Consider the following 22,409-nt stretch of genomic DNA (forward strand, 5'->3'; position numbering starts at 1 on the left):
CGCCCCGCGCTCGCGTCACCCCAGGGTGACGCGGGCGTTGCGGAACATGCGCATCCAGGGGCCGTCCTCGCCCCACCCCGCCGGGTGCCAGGAGTGCTGCACGGTGCGGTGCACGCGCTCCGGGTGCGGCATGGTGAGGGTGAAGCGGCCGTCCGTCGTGGTGAGCCCCGCGATGCCGTGCGGCGAGCCGTTGGGATTGGCCGGGTACTTCGCGGCCACCTGCCCCCGGTTGTCCACCCAGCGCGTCGTCACCAGCCCGGAGGCGTTGACGCGCGCGGCGGTGGCGGCATCCGGGAACTCCGCCCGGCCCTCGCCGTGCGACACGGCGATGAGCAGCCGGCTGCCCTCCATGCCCCGGTAGAAGAGCGACGGCGACGGCGCCACCTCCACCGTGCCCAGGCGGGCCTCGAACTGCTCGGACGCGTTGCGCACGAAGCGCGGCCACGCGTCCGCGCCGGGGATGAGCTCGCCCAGCTGCGCGAACATCTGGCAGCCGTTGCACACGCCCAGGCCGAAGCTGTCCGGCCGCGCGAAGAACGCGGAGAAGGCGTCGCGCGTGCGCGGGTTGAAGAGGATGGACTTCGCCCAGCCGCCGCCCGCGCCCAGCACGTCGCCATAGCTGAAGCCGCCGCACGCCAACAGGCCGTGGAAGTCCGTCAGGGACACGCGGCCCGCGAGCAGGTCGCTCATGTGCACGTCCACCGCGGTGAAGCCCGCGCGGGTGAACGCCGCCGCCATCTCCTGCTGGCTGTTGACGCCCTGCTCGCGCAGCACCGCCACGCGGGGCCGCGCCCCCCGGGCGATGTACGGCGCCGCCACGTCCACCGTCGGGTCGAAGGTGAGCACCGGCGACAGGCCGGGGTCGCTCGCGTCGCACTTCGCGGCGTACTCCTCCTCCGCGCAGGTGGGGTTGTCGCGCAGCTTCTGGATCTCGTAGCTCACGCGCGACCAGGTGCGCTTGAGCGCCACCGTGTCCTCCGCGAGCAGCTCCTGGCCCCCGTGGCGCACGCGCACCACCTGCGCGGGCGTGGGCCGGCCCAGCGCGTGGACGTGCGCCCCCAGCCCGTGACGGGAGAAGACGTCGCGCACGCGCGCCACGTCGGCCGCGCGCACCTGCACCACCGCGCCCAGCTCCTCGTTGAAGAGGGCCGCCACCGCGTCGCCGCCCAGCGCGGACACGTCCACGTCCAGGCCGCAGTGGCCCGCGAAGGCCATCTCCGCGAGCGTGGCCCAGAGTCCGCCGTCGGAGCGGTCGTGGTAGGCGAGCAGCACGCCCGCCGCCTGGAGTTCCTGCACGCCCGCGAAGAAGCCCTTCAGCAGGGCCGGGTCGTCCACGTCCGGGCACTCGGGGCCCACCTGCTGGTGCACCTGCGCCAGCACGGACGCGCCCAGGCGCTGACGGCCCGCGGCCACGTCCACCAGCAGCAGGCGCGTGTCGCCCGCCACGTCCACCGGCTGGGGCGTCAGCGCTCCCCGCGCGTCCAGCACCGGCGCGAACGCGGTGATGATGAGCGACAGGGGGGACGTCACGGCCTTCTTCGCGCCGCCCTCCTGCCACTGCGTGCGCATGGACATGGAGTCCTTGCCCACGGGGATGGCGATGCCCAGCGCGGGGCACAGCTCCATGCCCACCGCGTGCACCGCGGCGTAGAGGTTGGCGTCCTCGCCGGGGCTGCCCGCCGCCGCCATCCAGTTCGCGGACAGCTTCACGTCCGACAGCTTCTCGATGCGCGCCGCCGCCACGTTCGTCAGCGCCTCGCCCACCGCCATCCGCGCGGAGGCCGCCGCGTCCACCAGCGCCACCGGGGTGCGCTCGCCCACCGCCATGGCCTCGCCCGTGGTGGACCAGAGCGACGACAGCGTCACCGCGCAGTCGGCCACCGGCACCTGCCAGGGGCCCACCATCTGATCCCTCGCGGTGTGGCCGCCCACGGTGCGGTCACCGATGGTGATGAGGAACGACTTGTCCGCCACCGTCGGGTGCGACAGCACCGCGTGCGCCACGGCCTTCAGGTCCGCCGGGATGCTGAGGGGCGCGTGCTTCAGCGGACGCGACACGCCCTCGCGGTGCATGCGCGGCGCCTTGCCGAAGAGGACGTCCATGGGCAGCGCGATGGGCGTGTCGCCCAGGCGCGCGTCGGTGAGCGTGAGCACCTGCTCCGCGGTGGCGTCCCCCAGCACCGCGAAGGGGGCGCGCTCGCGCTCGCAGAGGGCGGCGAAGCGCGCCAGGTCCTCCGGCGCCACGCCCAGCACGTAGCGCTCCTGCGCCTCGTTGCACCAGATCTCCACCGGAGACATGCCCGGCTCGTCGTTGGGCACCTCGCGCAGCTCCAGCCGCCCGCCCAGGTCGTTGTCGTGCGCCAGCTCCGGCAACGCGTTGGACAGGCCGCCCGCGCCCACGTCGTGGATGGAGCGCACGGGGTTCGCGTCACCCTGCATCCAGCACTGGTCGATGACCTCCTGGCAGCGGCGCTCCATCTCCGCGTTGTCACGCTGCACGGAGGCGAAGTCGAGGTCCGCCGCGCTCGCGCCCTGCGCCATGGACGACGCCGCGCCGCCGCCCAGGCCGATGAGCATCGCCGGGCCGCCCAGCACGATGAGCTTGTCGCCCGCGCGAAGCTGGGCCTTCTTCACGTGCCCCGGGCGGATGTTGCCCAGGCCGCCCGCCAGCATGATGGGCTTGTGGTAGCCGCGCACCTCCACGCCCTCCGGCGTGGGCACCTGCTGCTCGAAGCTGCGGAAGTAGCCGCACAGGTTGGGCCGGCCGAACTCGTTGTTGAACGCCGCGCCGCCCAGCGGGCCCTCCACCATGATGTCCAGCGCGGACACGATGCGGTCCGGCTTGCCGTACGCCACCTCCCACGGCCGCGGATACTCCGGCAGGCGCAGGTGACTGACGGAGAAGCCCGTGAGCCCCGCCTTGGGCTTCGCGCCGCGCCCGGTGGCGCCCTCGTCGCGAATCTCTCCGCCCGCGCCCGTGGCCGCGCCCGGATACGGGGAGATGGCGGTGGGGTGGTTGTGCGTCTCCACCTTCATCATGATGTGGGCCGGCTCGCGCACGGTGCGCCACTCGCGCGCCTCGCCCTGGGGGAAGAAGCGCTCCACCTCGAAGCCCTCGATGACGGCCGCGTTGTCCTTGTACGCGGACAGCACGCCCCCGGGGCTCACGGCGTGGGTGTTCTTGATGGCCTGGAACAGCGAGCGCTCGCGCGGCGCGCCGTCCAGCGTCCACGACGCGTTGAAGATTTTATGGCGGCAGTGCTCGCTGTTGGCCTGCGCGAACATCATCAGCTCGACGTCGGTGGGGTTGCGCCTGAGCTCCGTGAAGCGCGCGACCAGGTAGTCGATTTCATCCTCCGCCAGCGCCAGCCCCAGCTCGCCGTTGGCCGTCACCAGCGCCGCGCGGCCTCCGCCCAGCACGTCCACGCGCGTGAGCGGCCGGGGCGCGTGCGTGCGGAAGAGCACCTCCGCGTCCTCCATCCGGGGCAGCACCGCCTGCGTCATCCGGTCGTGGAGCACCGCCTGCACGCCCTCCGCCTCGTTCGCGTCCAGCGGCCGGCCTCCCGGACCGGTGAGGAAGAACGCGATGCCGCGCTCCATGCGGCGCACCTGCGAGAGGCCGCAGTGGTGCGCGATGTCCGTGGCCTTGGAGGACCAGGGCGACACCGTGCCCGGGCGCGGCACCACCAGCAGCAGCGTGCCCGTGCGCTCGCGCTTCGCCACGCGCGGGCCGTACTCCAAGAGCCGCCCCAGCCGCTCCCCTTCCGCGTCCGTCAACGGCGCGGACACGTCCGCGAAGTGCACGAACTCCGAGTAGAGCGTGGTCACCGTGGGGACGCGCTCCCGGCAACGGACGAGCAGCTTGGCGAGCCTGAATTCGGAGAGGGCCGGAGCCCCGCGCAGCGTGAGCATGAAGGTCCTTGCGAACGGATGACGGGAGGTAACAGCGGGGCCGTCCTTATCACCGCGCCTCGCGTCACAACGGCCGGAGTTCATGGCCGGACGCCCGCTCCCCATCCAGGTGGGAGCGCCACCGCCGACGTGCGCCCTCCCCCGTCACCCTACAGCCCCCAGGGCCATGCCTTTCAAGAATTGAAATCGCAGTCAGATTTCCATGCTTTGCTTGTGAGGCTTCACAGACCTGTTCGTCACTCGGGGGTAGGGTCCATGACACGAATTACCCGCTGGTTCCTCGCTGGCCTGACGTTCACGTTGTCCGCCTGTGGCGCGGGAGGTCCGGAGGCGGAGGCGCCCACCTCCTCGCTTCCCTCGACAGAGGCCCGGAGGGGAGACCTGGAGGCAGCGCTGGGCGCGCTGCCTGGGGCGCGGGTGATGGGCGTGCACGGGGACGGCGTCCCCCTCCTCATCCAGGGCGCCCTGGGCTCGACGGGCCGTCCCATCCCCGGGGCCAGCGCCTGGCAGGCGCACGCGCTCCTGGAGCCCACGCTGCGGCGCGTGCTGCCCGCCTTCCGGCTGACGTCGAAGGACGTGCTGCCCCAGCGCATCCAGCGCGACGAGCTGGGCCACACGCACGTGCGCTATCAGCAGGTGAAGGCGGGCCTACCGGTGGTGCACGAGGAGCTCATCCTCCATCTGGATGCGCAGGGACAAGTGTACGCGGCGAACGGCACCGCGAGGGACGGCGAGCCCGTGCCGGACCCGGCCCGCATCTCCGCGGAGGCCGCGCGGGAGGCGGCCCTGGCGGCGTCGCCCCGGGGGAGCACGGCGGAGGCCCCCCGGGAGGTGTTCGTGCGCCCGTCCCTGGACGCGGCGCTGGTCCGCGCCTTCGAGGTCGTGGTGTCTGGCCAGCGCGAGGATGGCATGGCGCTGCGCGACCACGTCTTCATCGGCGCGCAGGACGGCGCGCAGGTGCTGCGCACGTCGGACATCCACGCCGCGCGCGACCGCAAGGTGTGCTCGGTGGGGGGCCCCACCAAGGGCTGGTGCCGGCTGGAGGGGCAGTTGGAGACGGGCGACTCGACCCTCGACAAGACCTACGACAACCTGGGCCTCTTCCACGACTGCTTCCTGCAGAACTTCAGCCGCGACTCGTACAACGGCACCGGCGGCCAGCTGCCCGCGAAGGTGCACTACGGCAACTCGTACGCGAACGCGTACTGGGACGGCACGACGATGGTGTGCGGTGACGGCGACGGGGTCTACCTGGGCCCGGCGTGCGAGGACCCGGACATCGTCGTGCATGAGCTCGGGCACGCCGTCACGGATGTCACGTCTCGCCTCGTCTACAGCGGCGAGTCCGGCGCGCTCAGCGAGTCCCTGTCGGACATCTTCGCCGCCACGTGCAGCAGCTGGGCGACGGGCACCTGGAGCACCGGGCCGGCCGTCTGGCAGATCGGCGAGCTGGCCTGGACGCCGGGCGCGACCGGGGACGCCCTGCGCTACATGGACGACCCCGCCCAGGATGGCGAATCCGTGGACCACCTCTTCGACCTGATCTCTGGCACGGACGTGCACTACGGCTCCGGCGTGCCCAACCTGGCGTTCGCGCTGCTCTCCAAGGGGGGCACGCACCCGCGCGGCAAGACGACGGTGAACGTGCCGGGCATCGGCGTGGAGGACGCGGCCCGCATCTTCTACTACGCCAACGCGAACCTCTTCACCCCCAACACCCCCCTCTACGCCGCGAAGGCAGCGACGCGGCAGGCGGCGCAGCTCCTGGGCTACAGCACCGCCATCCAGGACGCGGTGGACGCGGCGTGGCTCGCGGTGGGCGTGGGCGAGCCGGGCCCGACGCCCGGCGGCTGCGTGCCGCTGCCCAACAACGCCACCGTCTCCATGATCTTCGGGCCCGCTGGCTCGAAGCGGTACTACTGCTTCGACGTGCCCGCGAACACGCCGTCCACCGTGACCATCTCCGGCGGCACCGGGGACGTGGACCTCTACACGCGCTTCGGCCTGCAGCCCACGCTGTCGGCCTACGGCTGCCGTCCGTACAAGACCGGCAACAACGAGACCTGCGCCCTGGCGGCGCAGGCCACCGACGGCCGGCAGTGGATCCTCCTCAACGGCTACACCGCCTACAGCGGCGTGACCCTGTCCGTGAGCTACTGACGCACCTGCTCCGCCTCCACCGCACGCACTCGCGGTGGGGGCGGAGCCGTCCGGGGACTGGCCTCCTCCCGGGCCCTGGGCGAAGAATGCGCGCCCGGGGCCGCTGGGGCCCCACCAAGGACCCAGGGACCATGCGGGACGAGCGCGTCATCTTCAGCAACACCGTGGACAGCCTGTACCGCAAGGTGCTGATGCCTTCGCTGAGGCCGGAGCTGGTGGAGCGCCTGCGGGCCCGGGGGCTGAACCTCCAGATGCCGCTGCTCGCCGCGTATCCCCTGGCCACGTGGGTGGAGTGCCTGGACGACACGGCCCGCACGCTGCACCCCGACCGGCCGCTGGACCAGGCCCGCCGGATGCTGGGCCGCCGGATGATGGAAGGCTATTCGCAGACGCTGATGGGCGGCGCCGTCCTCACGCTGGCGCGCGTGGTGGGGCCCATGCGCTCGCTCGAGCGCATGCAGCACAACTTCCGCAGCGCCAACAACTTCACGGAGACGCGCCTCACCGTGCTGGGCCCCGCCCAGGTCGACATCTGGTTCAACGAGCCCGACCTGATGGAGGGGTTCGTGGACGGCGTGCTGGAAGAAGGGCTGTTGCGCATTGGCGTGCGGAGCCTCAACCTGCACCGCACCCGCCACTCGCCCGAGGCCATCACGTACCACCTGGAGTGGGACGGCGGGGCCTCCTGACACCGCACCCCATGGCCTCCATCCTCTCGACGCTGCCCGCCCTCTACCAAGACCTGCTCCCGGCCTTCTTCCAGAAGGAAGCGCCCACGGAGACGAAGGCCACCTGCTCCAACTGCGCCATGAGCCGCGCCTCCGCGCAGGCCGCCGTGGAGTCGGTGGACGGCGTGGAGCACCTGTTCCGGCCGGACACCAAGTGCTGCACGTACTACCCGCGCCTGCCCAACTACCTGATTGGCGCGCTCCTGTCGGACGACACGCCGGAGATGGCGGAGGGGCGCCGGCGCATCGAGCAGAAGATCGACAGCCGCATCGGCGTGACCCCGCAGTGGGTGAAGCCGCCGGCGAAGTTCAACCACCTCTACAAGAACGCGCACCAGTTCTTCGGCCGGGCCTCGTCGCTGCGCTGCCCGTACTACGCGCTGGAGTCCGGGGGCTGCACCATCTGGGCCTACCGCGAGTCGGTGTGCTCCACGTTCTTCTGCAAGTACGTGGCGGGCCAGGACGGCCGGCGCTTCTGGATGTCGCTCAAGACGTACCTGACGCTGGCGGAGTACCAGCTGTCGCGCCACGCGCTGCTCCAGCTGATGCCGGAGTTCCTCATGGACGGGCGCGACAAGCCGGAGCTGGCCACCACCCCGCTGTCCGTGGAGGACCTGGACGACGCGGCGCCCCCGGCCAAGGTGTACGCGGCGCTCTGGAAGGAGCACGCGGGCAGGGAGCGGGACTTCTACCGGGCCTGCTTCGACGTGGTGCGCGCGGTCCCCCGCGACGGGTTGGAGCGGCTGCTGGGCCTGGATGGCACCATCGAGCTGAAGGTGCTGGAGAAGCTGCACACGCAGGCCAACGCCCCCACCCTGCCGCGCGTGCTGCGCTTCAACCCGGAGGCGACGGTGAAGTGGCTGCCGGACGGCAGCGTGGCGCTGGGCTACTACAGCGAATACGAGGCGGTGGCGCTGCCGGGCGAGGCCTACGCGCTGCTGGTGGAGTTCACCGGGCAGAAGCCCGTGGAGGCCGTCCGCCAGCACCTGCGCGACCACAAGCAGGCGGACCTGGATCCGGACATCCTCCTGGAGCTGCACCGGCACCGCATCCTGGTGGAGCCCTAGCGCGTCAGGGCTGGCCCGCGAAGGCGCCCACGTCGCGCAGCCAGCGGGCGATCTTCTGGGTGCGCTCCCACGCGGGCTCGGAGTCGACCAGGTGCTCCGCCAGCCACTCGCTGAAGGCCGGGTCGCCCGCGCGCAGCCACGCGGCGGACTCGGCCAGCTCGCCCGCGGCGGCCTCCCAGGCGCGGCGCACGGCGCTGGCGACGGCCATCAGCTCCGCGATGCAGCGGGTGAAGACCTCCATGCCCACCGTCACCTCGTTGGCGGTGGCGCCGCTGGACAGGGCCAGCGCGCGCAGGCGGCCCAGGTCCTTGAGCAGGCCCTGCTCCAGCGCGGCGGCGGTGCCCAGCCGGGCCTGGGCGGCGCGCTGCAGCAGCTCCACGTCCTCGCTGAGCTGGCGCCAGGCGTGGTCGTCGCTGGCCGCGAAGCTGCCCCGGCGGCGCAGCCGCGCGCCCACGGCCTGCCAGAGGTTGCAGAAGACCAGCACCTCCTCGACGCCGCGGCGCACGTGCGGAGGGATGTGGTCCAGGAAGTCCACCACGCACGCGCGGGACTCGCGGATGAAGGCGTCGCCCCGGGGCCCCGCGTCCACCACGCCCCGGGCCAGCTGGAGCACGCGCCACGCCCACTGGAGGGCGCGCTCGGAGGTGGTGAAGAGGACCTCCAGGCCGGTGCCGAGCGCGCCCGCGGCGTGGCTGGTGTCGGCGAACGTCGGGGAGGGGATGGGGGGCAGGCCGGCTTCGGCGTGCACGTCGGGCGTTCGCGGGGAGGCCCCTGCGTCCTCGCTCTCGGTGCCGGCCCCGGGCCCCTTCGGCCCCGGCGCCGCGTGCTCACGCCCCATGCGCGCTCCAGCCTCCTTCGCGGGCGGAAAAAGAACCCCCCTTCGAATATCGCACGCCTCCGTCCACCTCCAGGCCTGGATGCGGTGACGTGAAATGCACCACAAGGCGCCCACCCCCGGAACCCAGGGTGAGCGCCTCGCGATGTCCGGCACTGCGCATCCGTGACGCTCAGTGCAGATTCGGGTTGTGCTTCAGGCGGCTGAGCCGGTCGTGCGTCTGCTTCTGCTTCGGCAGGAGCTGCTGGCGCGCGAAGGTGCGCGCTTCGCCATGGAGCTTGTCCATGTCCCGGTTGTAGTCGGCCAGACCGTGGTCCTCGCCCTGCTCCAGCGCGTCGATGGCGACCTTCTCACCCAGCAGGTCGGCCCCGCCCTGCACGACCTTGGCGAAGGCGCCCCAGACGCCGGAGCTCTCCGACGGGTTGCCGCCCAGCTTCTGGATGCGTTCCTTCAGCTCGACCACGCGGGCTTCGTGGTCATGAAGGCACGCGTCCACCTCGGTCCGCGCGATGTCGCTCTTGATGTGCTTGCTCGCCTGTCGATAGGTCTCCACGGCGGACAGCTCGCCGCGCAGGAAGGAGTTCAGCGTCTCGATGTCGGTATTGGCCATGACGTCATCTCCTTGATTGATGATTGATTCCGGTGGACGGAAATCGTCTGGCGCAAAGGTGGTGTGCCGCGCCCGGTCGGCAACGAGGGCTGCCCCCCCCGTCCACGCGGCAGGGGGCCAGGGGAGCGCTGGCGGGGAATGGCCCGCGTCGGGGTCCTGGACAGAGGGGCCGGAACCTTCGCCAGTCCGTCCGCGCCCCGGCGCCAGCCGTGGCAGACTGGGCGGCGGTCATGTGGAACTGGGTTCACCAGCTGGCGGAGTGGGCACGGGGAGACACGCCGTTCGCCGTGGTCACGGTGACGGAGTGCAAGGGCAGCACGCCCGCCTCCCCCGGCGCGAAGCTGCTGGTGCGCGCGGACGGCTCGTTCCACGGGACGATTGGCGGCGGCCACCTGGAGCAATTGGTGCTCCGGGACGCCCGCGCCTGCCTGGACCGGGGCGAGGCGCGGACGATCCGCTATCCGTTGGGCGCGAAGCTGGGCCAGTGCTGTGGAGGGGTCGTGGACGTCTTCGTCGAGCCCGTGAACCACGGGCCCCAGCTCTATCTCTTCGGCGCCGGCCACGTGGGCCAGGCCCTGTGCCGCATCCTGGAGGGCACGGCCTTCCGCGTCCACCTGGTGGACGAGCGCGCGGAGTGGGTCCAGTCCCCGCAGGTGCCCGCCTCCGTGGTCCGCCACGAGGAGGCCTGGGACGACTTCGCGTCGCGCGCGGTCTGGGACGACCAGCGCACCTACGTGGCGGTGATGACGCACCGCCACGACGTGGATCAGGACATCATCGCCTTCGCCATCCAGAAGCCGGCGCGCTACATCGGCCTGATTGGCAGCGACACGAAGTGGGCGCGGTTCCGGCAACGGCTGGAGGCGAAGGGCATGTCCGCCCGGCAGGTGGGGCGGGTCCAGTGCCCCATGGGGCTGCCCATTGGTGGCAAGGCGCCGCAGGAGGTGGCGGTGAGCATCGCGGCGGGGCTGCTCCAGCTCCACCACGGGCTGGGCCAGGGGGTGGGGACTCAGCCCGAGCCCGCGCCCCTGCTATCCTCCGGGGAATGAGCACCCCCTTCGAGTTCCGGCTCAATGGCCAGACCGTCCGGGTCGACGACGCGTCGCCCAACACCACGCTGCTGGACCACCTGCGCTCGCGCGGCTTGACGGGCACCAAGCAGGGCTGCGCGGAGGGCGACTGCGGCGCCTGCACCGTGGCCCTGGTGGACCGGGACGCGAAGGGACAAAAGACCCTGCGCGCGTTCAACAGCTGCATCGCGCTGCTCCCCATGGTGGCCGGGCGCGAGCTCATCACCGTGGAGGGCGTGGGCAGCCGCGCCGCGCCCCACCCGGTGCAGCAGGCCATGGTGAAGCACTACGGTTCGCAGTGCGGCTTCTGCACGCCGGGCTTCGTCGTCTCCATGGTGGAGGCCTATTGCCGGAAGGACGCCGGGACGCCGGAGGCCGTGGCGGATCAGCTCTGCGGCAACATCTGCCGCTGCACGGGCTACCGCCCCATCCGCGACGCGATGATGGACGCGCTCGCCACCCGTGACGCGAAGGCCCCCGGCCTCCCCGGCGTCTCGCTGGAAGGCCCCCCGTCGCCCATTCCGCTCCTGCGCTACGAGGCGAAGGACGGGCTGTTCCTGCGCCCCACCTCGTGGGAGGACCTGCTGTCGCTGCGCGCGCTGCACCCGGAGGCGATGCTGGTGGCCGGGGCCACCGAGCTGGGCGTGGACATCACCAAGAAGTCCCGCCGCTACCCCTTCCTGCTCTCCACGGAGGGCGTGGAGGACCTGCGCGCCATCCGCCGCGAGGAGGACGGCTGGTACGTGGGCGGCGCCGCGTCGCTGGTGGACGTGGAGGACACGCTGGGAGCGGAGGTCCCGGCGCTCGCGAAAATGCTCAACGTCTTCGCATCGCGGCAGATCCGCCACCGCGCCACGCTGGCGGGCAACCTGGTGACGGCCTCGCCCATCGGGGACACGGCGCCGGTGCTGCTCGCGCTGGACGCGCGGCTGGTGCTGGCCTCCGTGCGCGGGGAGCGGACCCTGCCGCTGTCGGAGTTCTTCCTCGCCTACCGCAAGACGGCGCTCCAGCCGGACGAGGTCGTGCGCTTCATCGTCATCCCGCACGCCCCGGCGCAGGACAGCGGGCTGACCCGCCATGCGGACAGCTTCAAGGTGTCCAAGCGCCGGGAGCTGGACATCAGCATCGTCGCGGCGGGGTTCTGCATCGAAACGGATGCGCGGGGCATCGTGCGCACCGCGCGGCTGGGCTACGGCGGCGTGGCGGCCACCCCGGCGCGGGCGAGGCAGACGGAGGGCCTGCTCTTGGGCCACCCGTGGAACGCGGAGGCCGTGGCGCGCGTGCGCTCCACCCTGGAGGGAGAGTTCACCCCCCTCAACGACCTGCGCGGCGGCGCGGACTACCGGCGCGGGCTGGTGGTGTCGCTCCTGGAGAAGTTCGCGTCGGGTGAACGCAGCCCGGTGCTGGACGAGCGCCCCCGCTTCGTCACCGGCGCGCCCTGCGCCACGGCGGACGCGGGACGCGAGCTGCGCCACGAGAGCGCGCTGGGCCACGTGACGGGCAGCGCGCAGTACGTGGACGACCTCGCGCAGCGCCGCCCCATGCTGACGGCGTGGCCGGTGCTGTCGCCGCACGCGCACGCGCGCATCCTCCGCCGCGACGCCAGCGCCGCGCTGAAGGTGCCCGGCGTGGTGAAGGTGCTGCTCGCGGAGGACATCCCGGGGATGAACGACACCGGGCCCATCCGCCACGACGAGCCGCTGCTCGCGAAGGACGAGGTCCTCTTCCACGCGCAGGTGGTGGCGCTCGTCGTCGGCGAGACGCCCGAGGCCTGCCGCGAGGGGGCCCGCCAGGTGGCGGTCGACTACGAGCCCCTGCCCGCGGTGCTCACGCTGGACGCGGCCCGGGCGCAGGGCAGCTACCACACCGACCCGCACGTCATCCGCCGGGGGGACGTGGACAGCGCGCTCGCGTCCAGCCCGCACCGGCTGGCCGGCGAGTTCACGATGGGCGGCCAGGAGCACTTCTACCTGGAGACGCACGCGGCCTTCGCGGAGGTGGGCGACGACGGCGACGTCACGGTGACCTCCTCCACCCAGCATCCGTCGGAGGTGCAGGCGGTCATCGCGCACGTGCTGCACGTGCCCCGCAGCCGCGTGGTGGTGAAGGCGCCCCGCATGGGCGGCGGCTTCGGCGGCAAGGAGACGCAGGGCAACGCGCCGGCGGCGCTGATGGCGCTGGCGGCGGTGCACACGGGTCGGCCGGTGAAGTGGATGATGGACCGGGACGTGGACATGGTCGTCACGGGCAAGCGCCACCCGTTCCACGCGGACTGGGAGGTGGGCTTCGACGCCACGGGGCGGCTGCTCGCGCTCCGGGCGGACCTGACGTCCAACGCCGGCTGGTCGCTGGACCTGTCCGAGTCCATCACCGACCGCGCCCTCTTCCACCTGGACAACGGCTACTACGTGCCCGCGGTGCGCTACACCGGCCGCGTGGCGAAGACGCACCTGGTCTCCAACACCGCCTTCCGGGGCTTCGGCGGGCCGCAGGGCATGCTGGTGATGGAGGACATCCTGGCGCGCATCGCGCGCGTGCTGGGCCTGGCGCCGGAGGCGGTGCGGCAGCGCAACCTCTACGACGGCACGGGCGACACCAACACCACGCACTACGGCCAGGAGCTGGAGGACAACCGGCTGCCGAAGCTGTGGAGCGACCTGCTGGAGTCGTCCGACTTCGCGCGGCGCCGCGCCCAGGTGGATGCGTTCAACGCGGCGAGCCCCCGCATCAAGCGCGGCATCGCCATCACGCCCATGAAGTTCGGCATCTCCTTCACCGCCACGTTCCTCAACCAGGCGGGCGCGCTGGTGCACGTGTACCGCGACGGCTCCGTGCTGCTGTCGCACGGCGGCACGGAGATGGGCCAGGGGCTGCACACCAAGATTCAAGGCGTGGCCATGCGCGAGCTGGGCCTGCCGGCGGACCAGGTGCGCGTGGCGCAGACGGCCACCGACAAGGTGCCCAACACGTCCGCGACGGCGGCCTCCAGCGGCTCGGACCTCAACGGCGCGGCGGTGCGCGAGGCGTGCACCACGGTGCGCGAGCGGCTGGCCCCGGTGGCGGCGCGCCTGCTGGTGCAGTTGCACGGGCAGGCGGTGTCTCCGGACGCGCTGGTGTTCCAGGACGGGCGCATCGCGGCGGCGTCGCGGCCGGAGCAGGGCCTGCCCTTCGCGGACGTGGTGGAGCAGGCGTACCGCGAGCGCGTGGGCCTGTCCGTCACGGGGTACTACAGCACGCCGGGCATCGGCTACGACCGGGTGAAGGGCCGTGGCCGGCCGTTCCTCTACTTCGCGTATGGCGCGGCGGTGAGCGAGGTGGAGGTGGACGGCGACACGGGCATGAAGCGCGTGGTGCGCTCGGACCTGCTGGAGGACGTGGGCGACTCGCTCAACCCCGGCGTGGACCGGGGTCAGGTGGAGGGCGGCTTCGTGCAGGGCATGGGGTGGCTCACCGGCGAGGAGCTGAAATGGGACGCGAACGGGCGGCTGCTCACGCACTCGGCCAGCACCTACGCGGTGCCCGCGTTCAGCGACGCGCCCATCGACCTGCGCGTGGCGCTCCTGGAGCGGGCGGAGCAGCGCGGCGTCATCCACGGCAGCAAGGCCGTGGGCGAACCGCCGCTGATGCTGGCCCTCTCCGTGCGCGAAGCCCTGCGCGACGCGGTGGCGGCCTTCGGCGAGCCGGGCGGCGACGTGGAGCTGCCCTCGCCCGCCACGCACGAGGCGCTCTTCCTCTCCATCCAGAAGCGGCGCGCGCGCGGGGCTGGACGTCCGGTTCCGGACGTGGCGCGTGAGGTGGCGTGAGGATGGGCGCGGGTGCGGCAACATGCCACGGCGGGGTGGCGGGGCCGCTGCGTTAGACGGAAGCCTCTTTCAAGGAAGCCTCCCATGCACTCACTGCTGCGCTCCTGCCTCGTCCTCCCGCTGGCCCTCCTGGGCGGCCTCGGCTGTGGCGAGGACGAACCCCAGACGCCCGCGCGGCTGACGGTGGCCATCCCCGTCGTCGCGCGCGTGGGCGCCGAGCCCTTCGCCTGCGGCCGCACGTACACGGACGTCGGGACGACGAAGACGACCTACGAGCCCATGGACTTCCGCGTGTACGTGCACGACGTGCGGCTGGTGACGCGGGGAGGCCAGGAGGTGCCCGTCACGCTGGACGAGGACAACACGTGGCAGCACGCGGGCGTGGTGCTGCTGGACTTCGCGAACAAGGACGGCCTGTGCACCCAGGGCACGGCGGGCATGAACGCCGCCATCCGGGGCTCGGTGCCGGGGGGCGACTACACGGGCCTGCGCTTCACGCTGGGCGTGCCGGAGGACCTGAACCACGGGGACGTGTCCACCGCGCCCGCGCCGCTGGGAGACACCAGCCTCTTCTGGAGCTGGCGCTCCGGCTATGTGTTCGCGCGCATCGAGGGCCGCACGAAGGGCCTGCCCCAGCACGTCATGCACCTGGGCAGCACCGACTGCGCGCCGCCGCCCGCGGGCCAGACGAACGGCACCGCCGGGTGCGCGAACGAAAACCGGCCCCAGCTGAACCTGGAGGGCTTCGACCTCTCGACGGGCAAGGTGGTGATGGACCTGGGCGCGCTCTTCGCGGACTCCAACCTGGACGTGAACGCCAGCGGGCCCAACACGGCCGTGGGCTGCATGTCGTCCCCCACCGACGTGGACTGCGCTCCCCTCTTCGAGCGCCTGGGACTCGCTTTCGGCGAGCAGGCGGCGAACCCCGCCGCGCAGGCCTTCATCCGGGCCGAATAGGAAGGACACCGCCGTGGCGCGACGACAAGGGCAGGCGTGGAGACTCCTGACGGCGGCGGCGCTGCTGGCCGTGGGCTGCTCCCATCCCGAGTCCCCTCCGGACGGGCCCCAGCCCTACGACTGGAAGCTGCCCGCGGGCTTCCCCACGCCGCGCGTGCCCGCGGACAACCCGATGTCGGAGGCGAAGGTGCGGCTGGGCCGGAGCCTCTTCTACGACAAGCGCCTGTCGCTCAACGGCACGCAGTCCTGCGGCTCGTGCCACGAGCAGGCCCGGGCCTTCACGGACGGGCGCGTGCATGCCGTGGGCAGCACGGGGCAGATGCACCGCCGCAATGGACAGGGGCTGGCCAACGTGGCGTACGCCACGAGCCTCACCTGGGCCAACCCGGCGCTCACCACGCTGGAGGCCCAGGCGCTGGTGCCGCTGTTCGGAACGGAGCCGGTGGAACTGGGCTTCGCGGATCAGCAGGAGGCGCTGCTCGACAGGCTGCGGGCGGACGCGGACCTGACGGCGCGCTTCGCGGAGGCGTTCCCCACGGAAGCGACGCCCGTGTCGCTCGCGACGCTGACGCGGGCCCTGGCCGCGTTCGAGCGCTCCCTGCTCTCCGGGACGTCGCCGTATGACCGCTACCTGCGAGGCAACGCGGTGGACGCGCTGAGTCCCTCGGCCAAGCGGGGGCTGGAGCTGTTCCTGTCGGAGCGCCTGGAGTGCGACCACTGCCACTCCGGCTTCAACTTCCAGGACGCCACCGCGCACGACACGACGCCGGAGCCCATCCTCCCGTTCCACAACACGGGCCTCTACAACGACGACGGCCAGGGGGCGTACCCGGCGACGGACCCCGGCCTCATCGAGCTGACGGGCCGTCCGGAGGACATGGGGCGCTTCCGCGCGCCGTCCCTGCGCAACGTGGCCGTCACCGCGCCGTACATGCACGACGGCAGCGTGGCGACGCTCTCCGACGTGTTGGACCACTACGCGGCGGGAGGCCGCGCCCGCGCCCAGAACGGCGGACAGGCCAGCCCCCTGCAGAGCCCCTTCGTGCGCGGCTTCACGCTGACGCCCCAGGAGAAGGCGGACGTCATCGCGTTCCTGGAGTCGCTCACGGACACCGCGTTCCTGAACGACCCGCGCTTCGCGGATCCCGCCGTCACGCCCTGAGCGGACCGTCCGCGCCAGGTGCGTCTTCCCCAGACGCCCGGCCCGGATGGGTCCCCATGTCGGACGGGTCCCCTATCCTTCCTTGGAACGGAACGGCGCGAGCCAAATCCAAGGAATCCTATTTTCACTCACAATTCAAAGACATGAACGCCAGTTCATGTGACGCGGGCCCGCTCTGTGACGGGCCCTGGCTGCGGACCCATACGCGCCGCGTGTTCCCGTCACATGAACCGATGTGTCACGTTTAGACCGACAACGAGCGATGTTCCGTGAACAGGGGAGGTTCCCGGGTTTCCGACCTTGGGGGTCGTTTGAACGCGCCCCTCCTCGCGGAAGAGTCCGGCGGCCCTGACGCTCTCCGAATTCCGTCACCATGAAATCCGCACCCCCGTCCCCGCCTCCCAAGCCCGCCGCCGTGTCCGAAGCCACATGGCGCCCAGTGGGGGTGGGGGGATTGCTCACTCGCGCGTCAAACGATACATGCGCGGGACATCGCCTCTTCACGGCGGGTGCTGCTTGCGACTGACCACTTGAAACCCTGTCTCGCCGGGCGACTGCTTCCCCCCGGCCCCTGAATCCGCGTTTTCGTGCTCTCCGAGCACGGAACACCCCCGCCTCCCAGGAGTCGCGTCCATGCCCACTGGAACCCGGCCCGGTTCTCCTCCGGCCTCCGACTTTGCGTTTTCCACCCTGGTTGAATTGCTGCGCATCCGCGCGCGCGACCAGGGGGACCGGCGCGGCTTTACGTTCCTGCTGGACGGGGAGACGGACGAAGCGCACCTGACGTACGCGGAGCTGGACCAGAAGGCGCGCGCCATCGCGGCGGCGCTCCAGGCGCGCGGGGCCCAGGGACAGCGGGCGCTGCTGCTGTATCCGCCCGGACTGGACTACATCGCCGGGTTCTTCGGCTGTCTGTACGCGGGCGTCATCGCGGTCCCCATCTATCCGCCGGACCCCATGCGGCTGGCGCGGACGCTGCCGCGCCTCCTGGCCATCAGCCAGGACGCGCAGGCCACCGTCGCCCTCACCACCGACTTCATCTACGGCATGGGGGAGATGCTCTTCGAGCAGGCGCCGGAGCTGCGCGAGCTGCACTGGATCGCCACGGACACGCTGGACGCGGAGGTGGCCGAGGGCTGGCGCGACCCGGGCGTGGCCACCGACACGCGGGTGTTCCTCCAGTACACGTCCGGCTCCACGTCGTCGCCCAAGGGCGTGGTGCTGACGCACGGCAACCTGCTGCACAACTCGAAGCTGATCCACTCCTGCTTCGGGCACTCCACCGAAAGCCAGGGCGTCATCTGGCTGCCGCCGTACCACGACATGGGCCTCATCGGCGGCATCCTCCAGCCGCTGTATGGCGGCTTCCCGGTGACGCTGTTCTCGCCGGTGGACTTCCTCAAGCGCCCCATGCGCTGGCTGGAGGCCATCTCCCGCTACAAGGCCACGACGAGCGGCGGGCCCAACTTCGCGTTCGACCTGTGCGTGCGCAAGTCCACGCCGGAGGAGCGCGCGAAGCTGGACCTGAGCCAGTGGGACCTGGCCTTCAACGGCGCGGAGCCCATCATGCCGGACACGCTCCGGCGCTTCGCGGAGGCCTTCGGTCCACAGGGGTTCCGCTCGGAGGCCATCTATCCCTGCTACGGGCTCGCGGAGGGCACGCTCATCGCCTCTGGCGGCGACAAGCGCGAGCTGCCGGTGCAGCGCACCGTGGACGCGGGCGCGCTGAAGGACAACCGCGTGGTGGCCGCGGAGGCCCAGAGCCCCGGCGCCCAGACGCTGGTGGGCTCCGGCCGCAACCTCACCGACCAGCGGCTGGTCATCGCGCATCCGGAGACGGGCCGGCCGCTGGCGCCGGGCCAGGTGGGTGAGATCCGCGTCGCGGGGCCCAGCATCGCCCAGGGCTACTGGGGCCGCCCGGAGCAGACCGAGACGACCTTCCGCCAGCCGCTCGCGGGCGCGGAGGACGCGACGCCCTTCCTGCGCACGGGCGACCTGGGCTTCCTCGCGGACGGGGAGCTGTTCGTCACGGGCCGCCTGAAGGACCTGATCATCATCCGCGGGCGCAACCACTACCCGCAGGACATCGAGCGCACGGTGGAGTCCAGCCACCCCGCCATCCGGCCCGGCTGCACGGCGGCGTTCTCCATCGAGCAGGACGACGAGGAGCGCCTCATCGTCGTCACGGAGGTGGACCGCCGCGCGGTGGAGCGCGACGGCGTGGACCTGGACGCGCTCGCGCAGGGCATCCGGCAGGCCGTCGCGGCCGGGCATGACCTCCAGGCCCAGGGCGTGGTGCTGCTGGGGCCCGGCGCCATCCCAAAGACGTCCAGCGGGAAGATCCAGCGCTTCGCGACCCGCGCGGAGTACGTCGCGGACACGCTGGAGGCGCTGCACAAGAGCGTCCTCGCCGCGGCGCCGGTCCCGGCCCCGGCGCCCACGGCTCCGGCCGCGGCCGCCGAAGCCGCGCCCGCGCAGGTGGGCCCCGACACGAGCATGCTCCAGAAGATGCTCGCGGTGGTGCAGGACCCCACCGCGCGCCGGGCCATGGTGGCGGTGTTCCTCCAGGAGCAGGCCGCGCAGGTGCTGCGGCTGCCCACCGCGCAGGTGGACGCGCAGAAGCCGCTGCACGCCTACGGCGTGGACTCGCTGATGGCGGTGGACTTCAAGAGCGCCGTGGACGCGGGGCTGGGCATCGACCTGCCGCTGTCGGACGTGCTCCAGGGCGTGTCCCTGTCGAAGCTGGCCGAGACGGTGGTGACGCTGCTGTCCACGCCGCGCTCGGAGCAGGCGCCGGGCGCGGTGGCCGTCACGTCCGCCACGGGCGACGCGCCCCTGTCGGGAGGGCAGCAGGCGCTGTGGTTCATGCACCAGCTGGCGCCGGACAGCGCGGCCTACCACGTGCCCGTCGCCGTGCGCGTGCGCGCGGGGCTGGACGCGGCCGCGCTCAAGGGGGCCTTCGAGGCGCTGGTGGCCCGCCACCCCGCGCTGCGCACCACGTTCGTGATGGCGGCCACGGGCCCCGTGCAGCGGGTGCACGCGGAGCTGCCGCTGGACTTCACCACCACCGACGCGCAGGGCTGGAGCGACGCGCAGGTGGCCGAGCACCTGTCCGCCGAGGCGCGCCGTCCCTTCGACCTGGAGAAGGGGCCGCTCCTGCGCGTGCGGCTGGTGTCGCGCTCGGCGGAGGACCACGCGCTGCTCATCGCGATGCACCACATCGTCACCGACTTCTGGTCACTGGCGGTGATGGCGGAGGAGCTGGACGCGCTCTACCCCGCGCTGCGGCTGGGCAAGCGGCCCACGCTCGCGCAGCCCGCGCGCACCTACGCGGATTACGCGCGCTGGCAGGCGGAGATGCTCGCGGGCGCTCGCGGTCAGGCGCTGGAGAAGTACTGGCGCGAGCAGCTCTCCGGACCGCTGCCGGTGCTGGACCTGCCCACGGACCACCCGCGCCCCCCGGCGCAGACGTTCAACGGCCGCGTGCACACCACCCGGCTGGACGCGGGCATCACGAACGCGGTGAAGGCGCTGGCGCGCGACCACGGCGCCACGCCGAACATGGTGCTCCAGACGGCCTTCCAGGTGCTGCTGCACCGCTACACCGGCCAGCAGGACTTCACGCTCGGCGTGGTGAGCGCGGGCCGCGGACGCGCGGAGCTGGCGGGCATCACCGGCTACTTCGTCAACCCGCTGGTGGTGCGCACGCGCCCCGCCCCCGCGCTGTCCTTCACGGACTACCTGGCGCAGACGCGCCAGACGATGCTGGGCGCGCTGGAGCACCAGGACTACCCGTTCAGCGCGCTGGTGGACCGGCTCCAGCCGGTGCGCGACCAGAGCCGCTCGCCGCTGTTCCAGGTGATGTTCGTCTACCAGCGCGCCTCCAAGCTGGATGAGCGGGGCCTCACGCCCTTCGCCCTGGACATCCCGGGCGCGACGTCCACCGTGGCGGGCCTGCCCATCGAGTCGCTGGTGCTCTCGCACGGCGGCGCGCAGTTCGACCTCACGCTCACCATGGGCGAGGCGGACGGCGAGCTGGTCGCGTCCTTCGAATACAACACCGACCTCTTCGACGCCGGCACCATCGAGCGCATGGCCGGGCACCTGTCCACGCTGCTGGCCGGCATCGCCGCCCAGCCGGGCCGCGCGCTCGCGGGGCTGCCGCTGCTCCCGCGGGCGGAGCAGCACCAGCTGCTGGAGGGCTGGAAGGGCCCGCGCGTGGCGCTGACCCAGGCGGACATGCTGCCCGCGCTCTTCGCGGCGCAGGTGGCGCGCACGCCGGACCACGTCGCGGTCCTCTTCAAGGACGCCCAGCTCACCTACCGCGAGCTGGACGCGCGCGCGGGGCGGCTGGCCGCGTGGCTGAAGGACTCCGGCGTGAAGCCGGGCGACATCGTGGGCATCTGCCTGGAGCGCTCGGTGGAGACGCTGGTGTCGGTGCTGGCCGTGATGGCCGCGGGCGCCGCGTACGTGCCCATCGACCCGGCCTACCCCTCCGAGCGCGTGGCCTTCATCCTGGGCGACACGCAGGCGCCGGTGCTGCTCACCCAGTCCTGGCTCCAGCGCACGCTGCCGTCCGGCACGTCCGCGCGCACGCTGTTCGTGGACCAGCCCCTGGACGGCGCGCTGTCCGCCGCGCCCGCGGCCACGGTGCGGGCCGAGGACCTGGCGTGCCTCGTCTACACCTCCGGCTCCACCGGCCAGCCCAAGGGCGTGATGCTGGAGCACGGGGGCCTGTCGAACCTGGTGCGCTCGTTCGTGGAGTCGTACGCGCCCACCGCGAAGGACCGGATGCTGCCGCTCACGTCGGTGGCCTCCGCCAGCTTCGTGGGGGAGATCCTCCCGCTGCTGTGCACGGGGGGCGCGCTGGTGCTGCCCACCGAGGATGAGATCCTGGACCAGGAGAAGCTCTTCCAGCTCATCACCCGCCACACCGTCACCATCGTGAGCACGGTGCCCGCGGTCATCGCGGGGCTCAACGCGCGCCTGGAGGAGCTGCCGCCCCTGCGGCTCGTGCTCTCCGGCGGCGAGGCGCTGGTGGCCAGCGACGTGGAGAAGCTGCTCGCCACGACGCCGGTGGTGAACGGCTACGGCCTCACCGAGACGACCGTGTGCACGACCTACCACCGCATGGCGGTGGAGGACCTCCAGGGCCACGCGTGGGTGCCCATCGGCCGGCCCATCATCAACACGGACGTGTACGTGCTGGACGCGGAGCGCAACCTGCTCCCCGTGGGCGTCCCCGGCGAGCTGTACGTGGGCGGCCTGGGCGTGGCGCGCGGGTACTGGAAGCGGCCGGAGCTGACCTCCGAGCGCTTCGTCGCGAATCCCTTCCACGCGGGCGAGCGCCTGTACCGCACGGGCGACCGCGCGCGCTGGCTGCCGGACGGCGTGCTCACGTTCCTGTCCCGCGCGGATGATCAGGTGAAGATCCGCGGCTTCCGCATCGAGCTGGGAGAGGTGGAGGCCGCCGTCCGCCGCCACCCCGCCGTGCGCGACGCGTTCCTGATGGCGCGCGAGGACTCGCCCGGCGACAAGCGGCTGGCGGCGTACCTGGTCTTCTCCGACGCGGCGGCGCCCACGCACACGGACCTGAACACCTTCCTCGCGGAGGCGCTGCCGCCGTACATGCTGCCGTCCGCGTACGTGCCGCTGTCCGTGCTGCCCCTGTCTCCCAACGGCAAGGTGGACGCGAAGGCGCTGCCGGCGCCGGAGGGGGTGCGCCTCGCCTCGGCCGTGGCCTACGCCCAACCCCAGAGCGCGGTGGAGCGCAGCGTGGCGTCCATCTGGCAGGCGGTGCTCAAGGTGGAGCGCGTGGGCCTGCACGACAACTTCTTCGAGCTGGGCGGCAACTCGCTGCTCATCGCGCAGGCGCACCGCCGCCTCCGCGAGGAGCTGGGCGCGGACCTCGCGCTGGTGGACATGTTCAAGTTCACCACGGTGAGCGCGCTGGCCCAGCACCTCGCGAACAAGGGCGAGGACGCGGGCGCGGCCTCCCAGAAGATCAAGGACGAGGCGGAGCGCCGCCGCGCCGCCCAGGCGCGGCGTCAGCAGGCGCGCGGCCGTGGCAAGTAACGACGACTTTCAAGCATCCCGGTTTCGAAG

11 protein-coding genes are annotated in these 22,409 nt (G+C 72.2%); 8 read left to right on the forward strand and 3 right to left on the reverse strand.

From position 1 onward, the window contains the following. Window positions 1-15 precede the first annotated feature (15 nt). A complete protein-coding gene (gene purL / locus FOF48_RS06680; protein WP_143899331.1) occupies window positions 16-3,912 on the reverse strand; it encodes a phosphoribosylformylglycinamidine synthase in 3,897 nt (1,298 codons plus the stop codon). Between the two features lie 255 nt (window positions 3,913-4,167). Between purL and FOF48_RS06685 the strand changes: the two genes are divergently transcribed. From FOF48_RS06685 to FOF48_RS06695, 3 genes are all read left to right on the forward strand, one after another. Next, the gene (locus FOF48_RS06685; protein WP_186001812.1) at window positions 4,168-6,072 is read left to right on the forward strand and encodes a M4 family metallopeptidase; all 1,905 of its coding nucleotides are present in this window, start codon (window positions 4,168-4,170) and stop codon (window positions 6,070-6,072) included. Window positions 6,073-6,203: 131 nt separating this feature from the next. Continuing rightward, complete coding sequence (locus tag FOF48_RS06690) at window positions 6,204-6,761, forward strand: DUF2378 family protein (RefSeq protein ID WP_143899333.1); 558 nt, start codon at window positions 6,204-6,206, stop codon at window positions 6,759-6,761. A gap of 11 nt (window positions 6,762-6,772) precedes the next feature. Then, on the forward strand, window positions 6,773-7,867 hold the full coding sequence (locus tag FOF48_RS06695; RefSeq protein WP_143899334.1) for a hypothetical protein: 1,095 nt from the start codon (window positions 6,773-6,775) through the stop codon (window positions 7,865-7,867). Window positions 7,868-7,871: 4 nt separating this feature from the next. Here the strand turns inward: FOF48_RS06695 and FOF48_RS06700 are convergent, their stop codons facing one another. Together FOF48_RS06700 and FOF48_RS06705 are read right to left on the reverse strand one after the other, a co-directional pair. Then, window positions 7,872-8,705 (reverse strand): hypothetical protein, encoded by an 834-nt coding sequence (locus FOF48_RS06700; protein WP_143899335.1) that lies wholly within the window; start codon window positions 8,703-8,705, stop codon window positions 7,872-7,874. Between the two features lie 169 nt (window positions 8,706-8,874). Beyond that, window positions 8,875-9,312 (reverse strand): DUF2383 domain-containing protein, encoded by a 438-nt coding sequence (locus FOF48_RS06705; RefSeq protein ID WP_143899336.1) that lies wholly within the window; start codon window positions 9,310-9,312, stop codon window positions 8,875-8,877. A gap of 230 nt (window positions 9,313-9,542) precedes the next feature. On the opposite strand from FOF48_RS06705, the gene xdhC reads away from it, so the two are divergent. The 5 genes from xdhC to FOF48_RS06730 all read left to right on the forward strand — a co-directional run bounded on the left by xdhC (window position 9,543) and on the right by FOF48_RS06730 (window position 22,379). Next, window positions 9,543-10,361: a xanthine dehydrogenase accessory protein XdhC gene (xdhC, locus tag FOF48_RS06710; RefSeq protein ID WP_143899337.1), complete on the forward strand. Its 819-nt coding sequence runs from the start codon at window positions 9,543-9,545 to the stop codon at window positions 10,359-10,361. After that, entirely contained in the window at window positions 10,358-14,185 is a 3,828-nt protein-coding gene (xdhB, locus tag FOF48_RS06715) for a xanthine dehydrogenase molybdopterin binding subunit (protein ID WP_143899338.1), read from the forward strand. Before xdhC ends, xdhB begins: the two co-directional genes overlap by 4 nt. 84 nt (window positions 14,186-14,269) lie before the next feature. Next, on the forward strand, window positions 14,270-15,142 hold the full coding sequence (locus FOF48_RS06720; RefSeq protein WP_143899339.1) for an MbnP family copper-binding protein: 873 nt from the start codon (window positions 14,270-14,272) through the stop codon (window positions 15,140-15,142). A gap of 13 nt (window positions 15,143-15,155) precedes the next feature. Beyond that, window positions 15,156-16,304 (forward strand): methanobactin export MATE transporter MbnM, encoded by a 1,149-nt coding sequence (locus tag FOF48_RS06725; RefSeq protein ID WP_143899340.1) that lies wholly within the window; start codon window positions 15,156-15,158, stop codon window positions 16,302-16,304. Between the two features lie 633 nt (window positions 16,305-16,937). Further along, window positions 16,938-22,379 carry a non-ribosomal peptide synthetase gene (locus FOF48_RS06730; protein ID WP_143899341.1) on the forward strand — a complete coding sequence of 1,814 codons (5,442 nt, stop codon included), beginning with the start codon at window positions 16,938-16,940 and terminating at the stop codon, window positions 22,377-22,379. Window positions 22,380-22,409: the final 30 nt, after the last annotated feature.

It is taken from the genome of Corallococcus sp. Z5C101001 (genome assembly GCF_007352635.1).
GTDB lineage: Bacteria > Myxococcota > Myxococcia > Myxococcales > Myxococcaceae > Corallococcus > Corallococcus silvisoli.

Excerpts from the sequence above, each read along its gene's own strand:
- purL (WP_143899331.1), bottom strand. The coding sequence starts at position 3,912 with ATGCTCACGCTGCGCGGGGCTCCGGCCCTCTCCGAATTCAGGCTCGCC.
- FOF48_RS06685 (WP_186001812.1), top strand. The coding sequence starts at position 4,168 with ATGACACGAATTACCCGCTGGTTCCTCGCTGGCCTGACGTTCACGTTG.
- FOF48_RS06690 (WP_143899333.1), top strand. The coding sequence starts at position 6,204 with ATGCGGGACGAGCGCGTCATCTTCAGCAACACCGTGGACAGCCTGTAC.
- FOF48_RS06695 (WP_143899334.1), top strand. The coding sequence starts at position 6,773 with ATGGCCTCCATCCTCTCGACGCTGCCCGCCCTCTACCAAGACCTGCTC.
- FOF48_RS06700 (WP_143899335.1), bottom strand. The coding sequence starts at position 8,705 with ATGGGGCGTGAGCACGCGGCGCCGGGGCCGAAGGGGCCCGGGGCCGGC.
- FOF48_RS06705 (WP_143899336.1), bottom strand. The coding sequence starts at position 9,312 with ATGGCCAATACCGACATCGAGACGCTGAACTCCTTCCTGCGCGGCGAG.
- xdhC (WP_143899337.1), top strand. The coding sequence starts at position 9,543 with ATGTGGAACTGGGTTCACCAGCTGGCGGAGTGGGCACGGGGAGACACG.
- xdhB (WP_143899338.1), top strand. The coding sequence starts at position 10,358 with ATGAGCACCCCCTTCGAGTTCCGGCTCAATGGCCAGACCGTCCGGGTC.
- FOF48_RS06720 (WP_143899339.1), top strand. The coding sequence starts at position 14,270 with ATGCACTCACTGCTGCGCTCCTGCCTCGTCCTCCCGCTGGCCCTCCTG.
- FOF48_RS06730 (WP_143899341.1), top strand. The coding sequence starts at position 16,938 with ATGCCCACTGGAACCCGGCCCGGTTCTCCTCCGGCCTCCGACTTTGCG.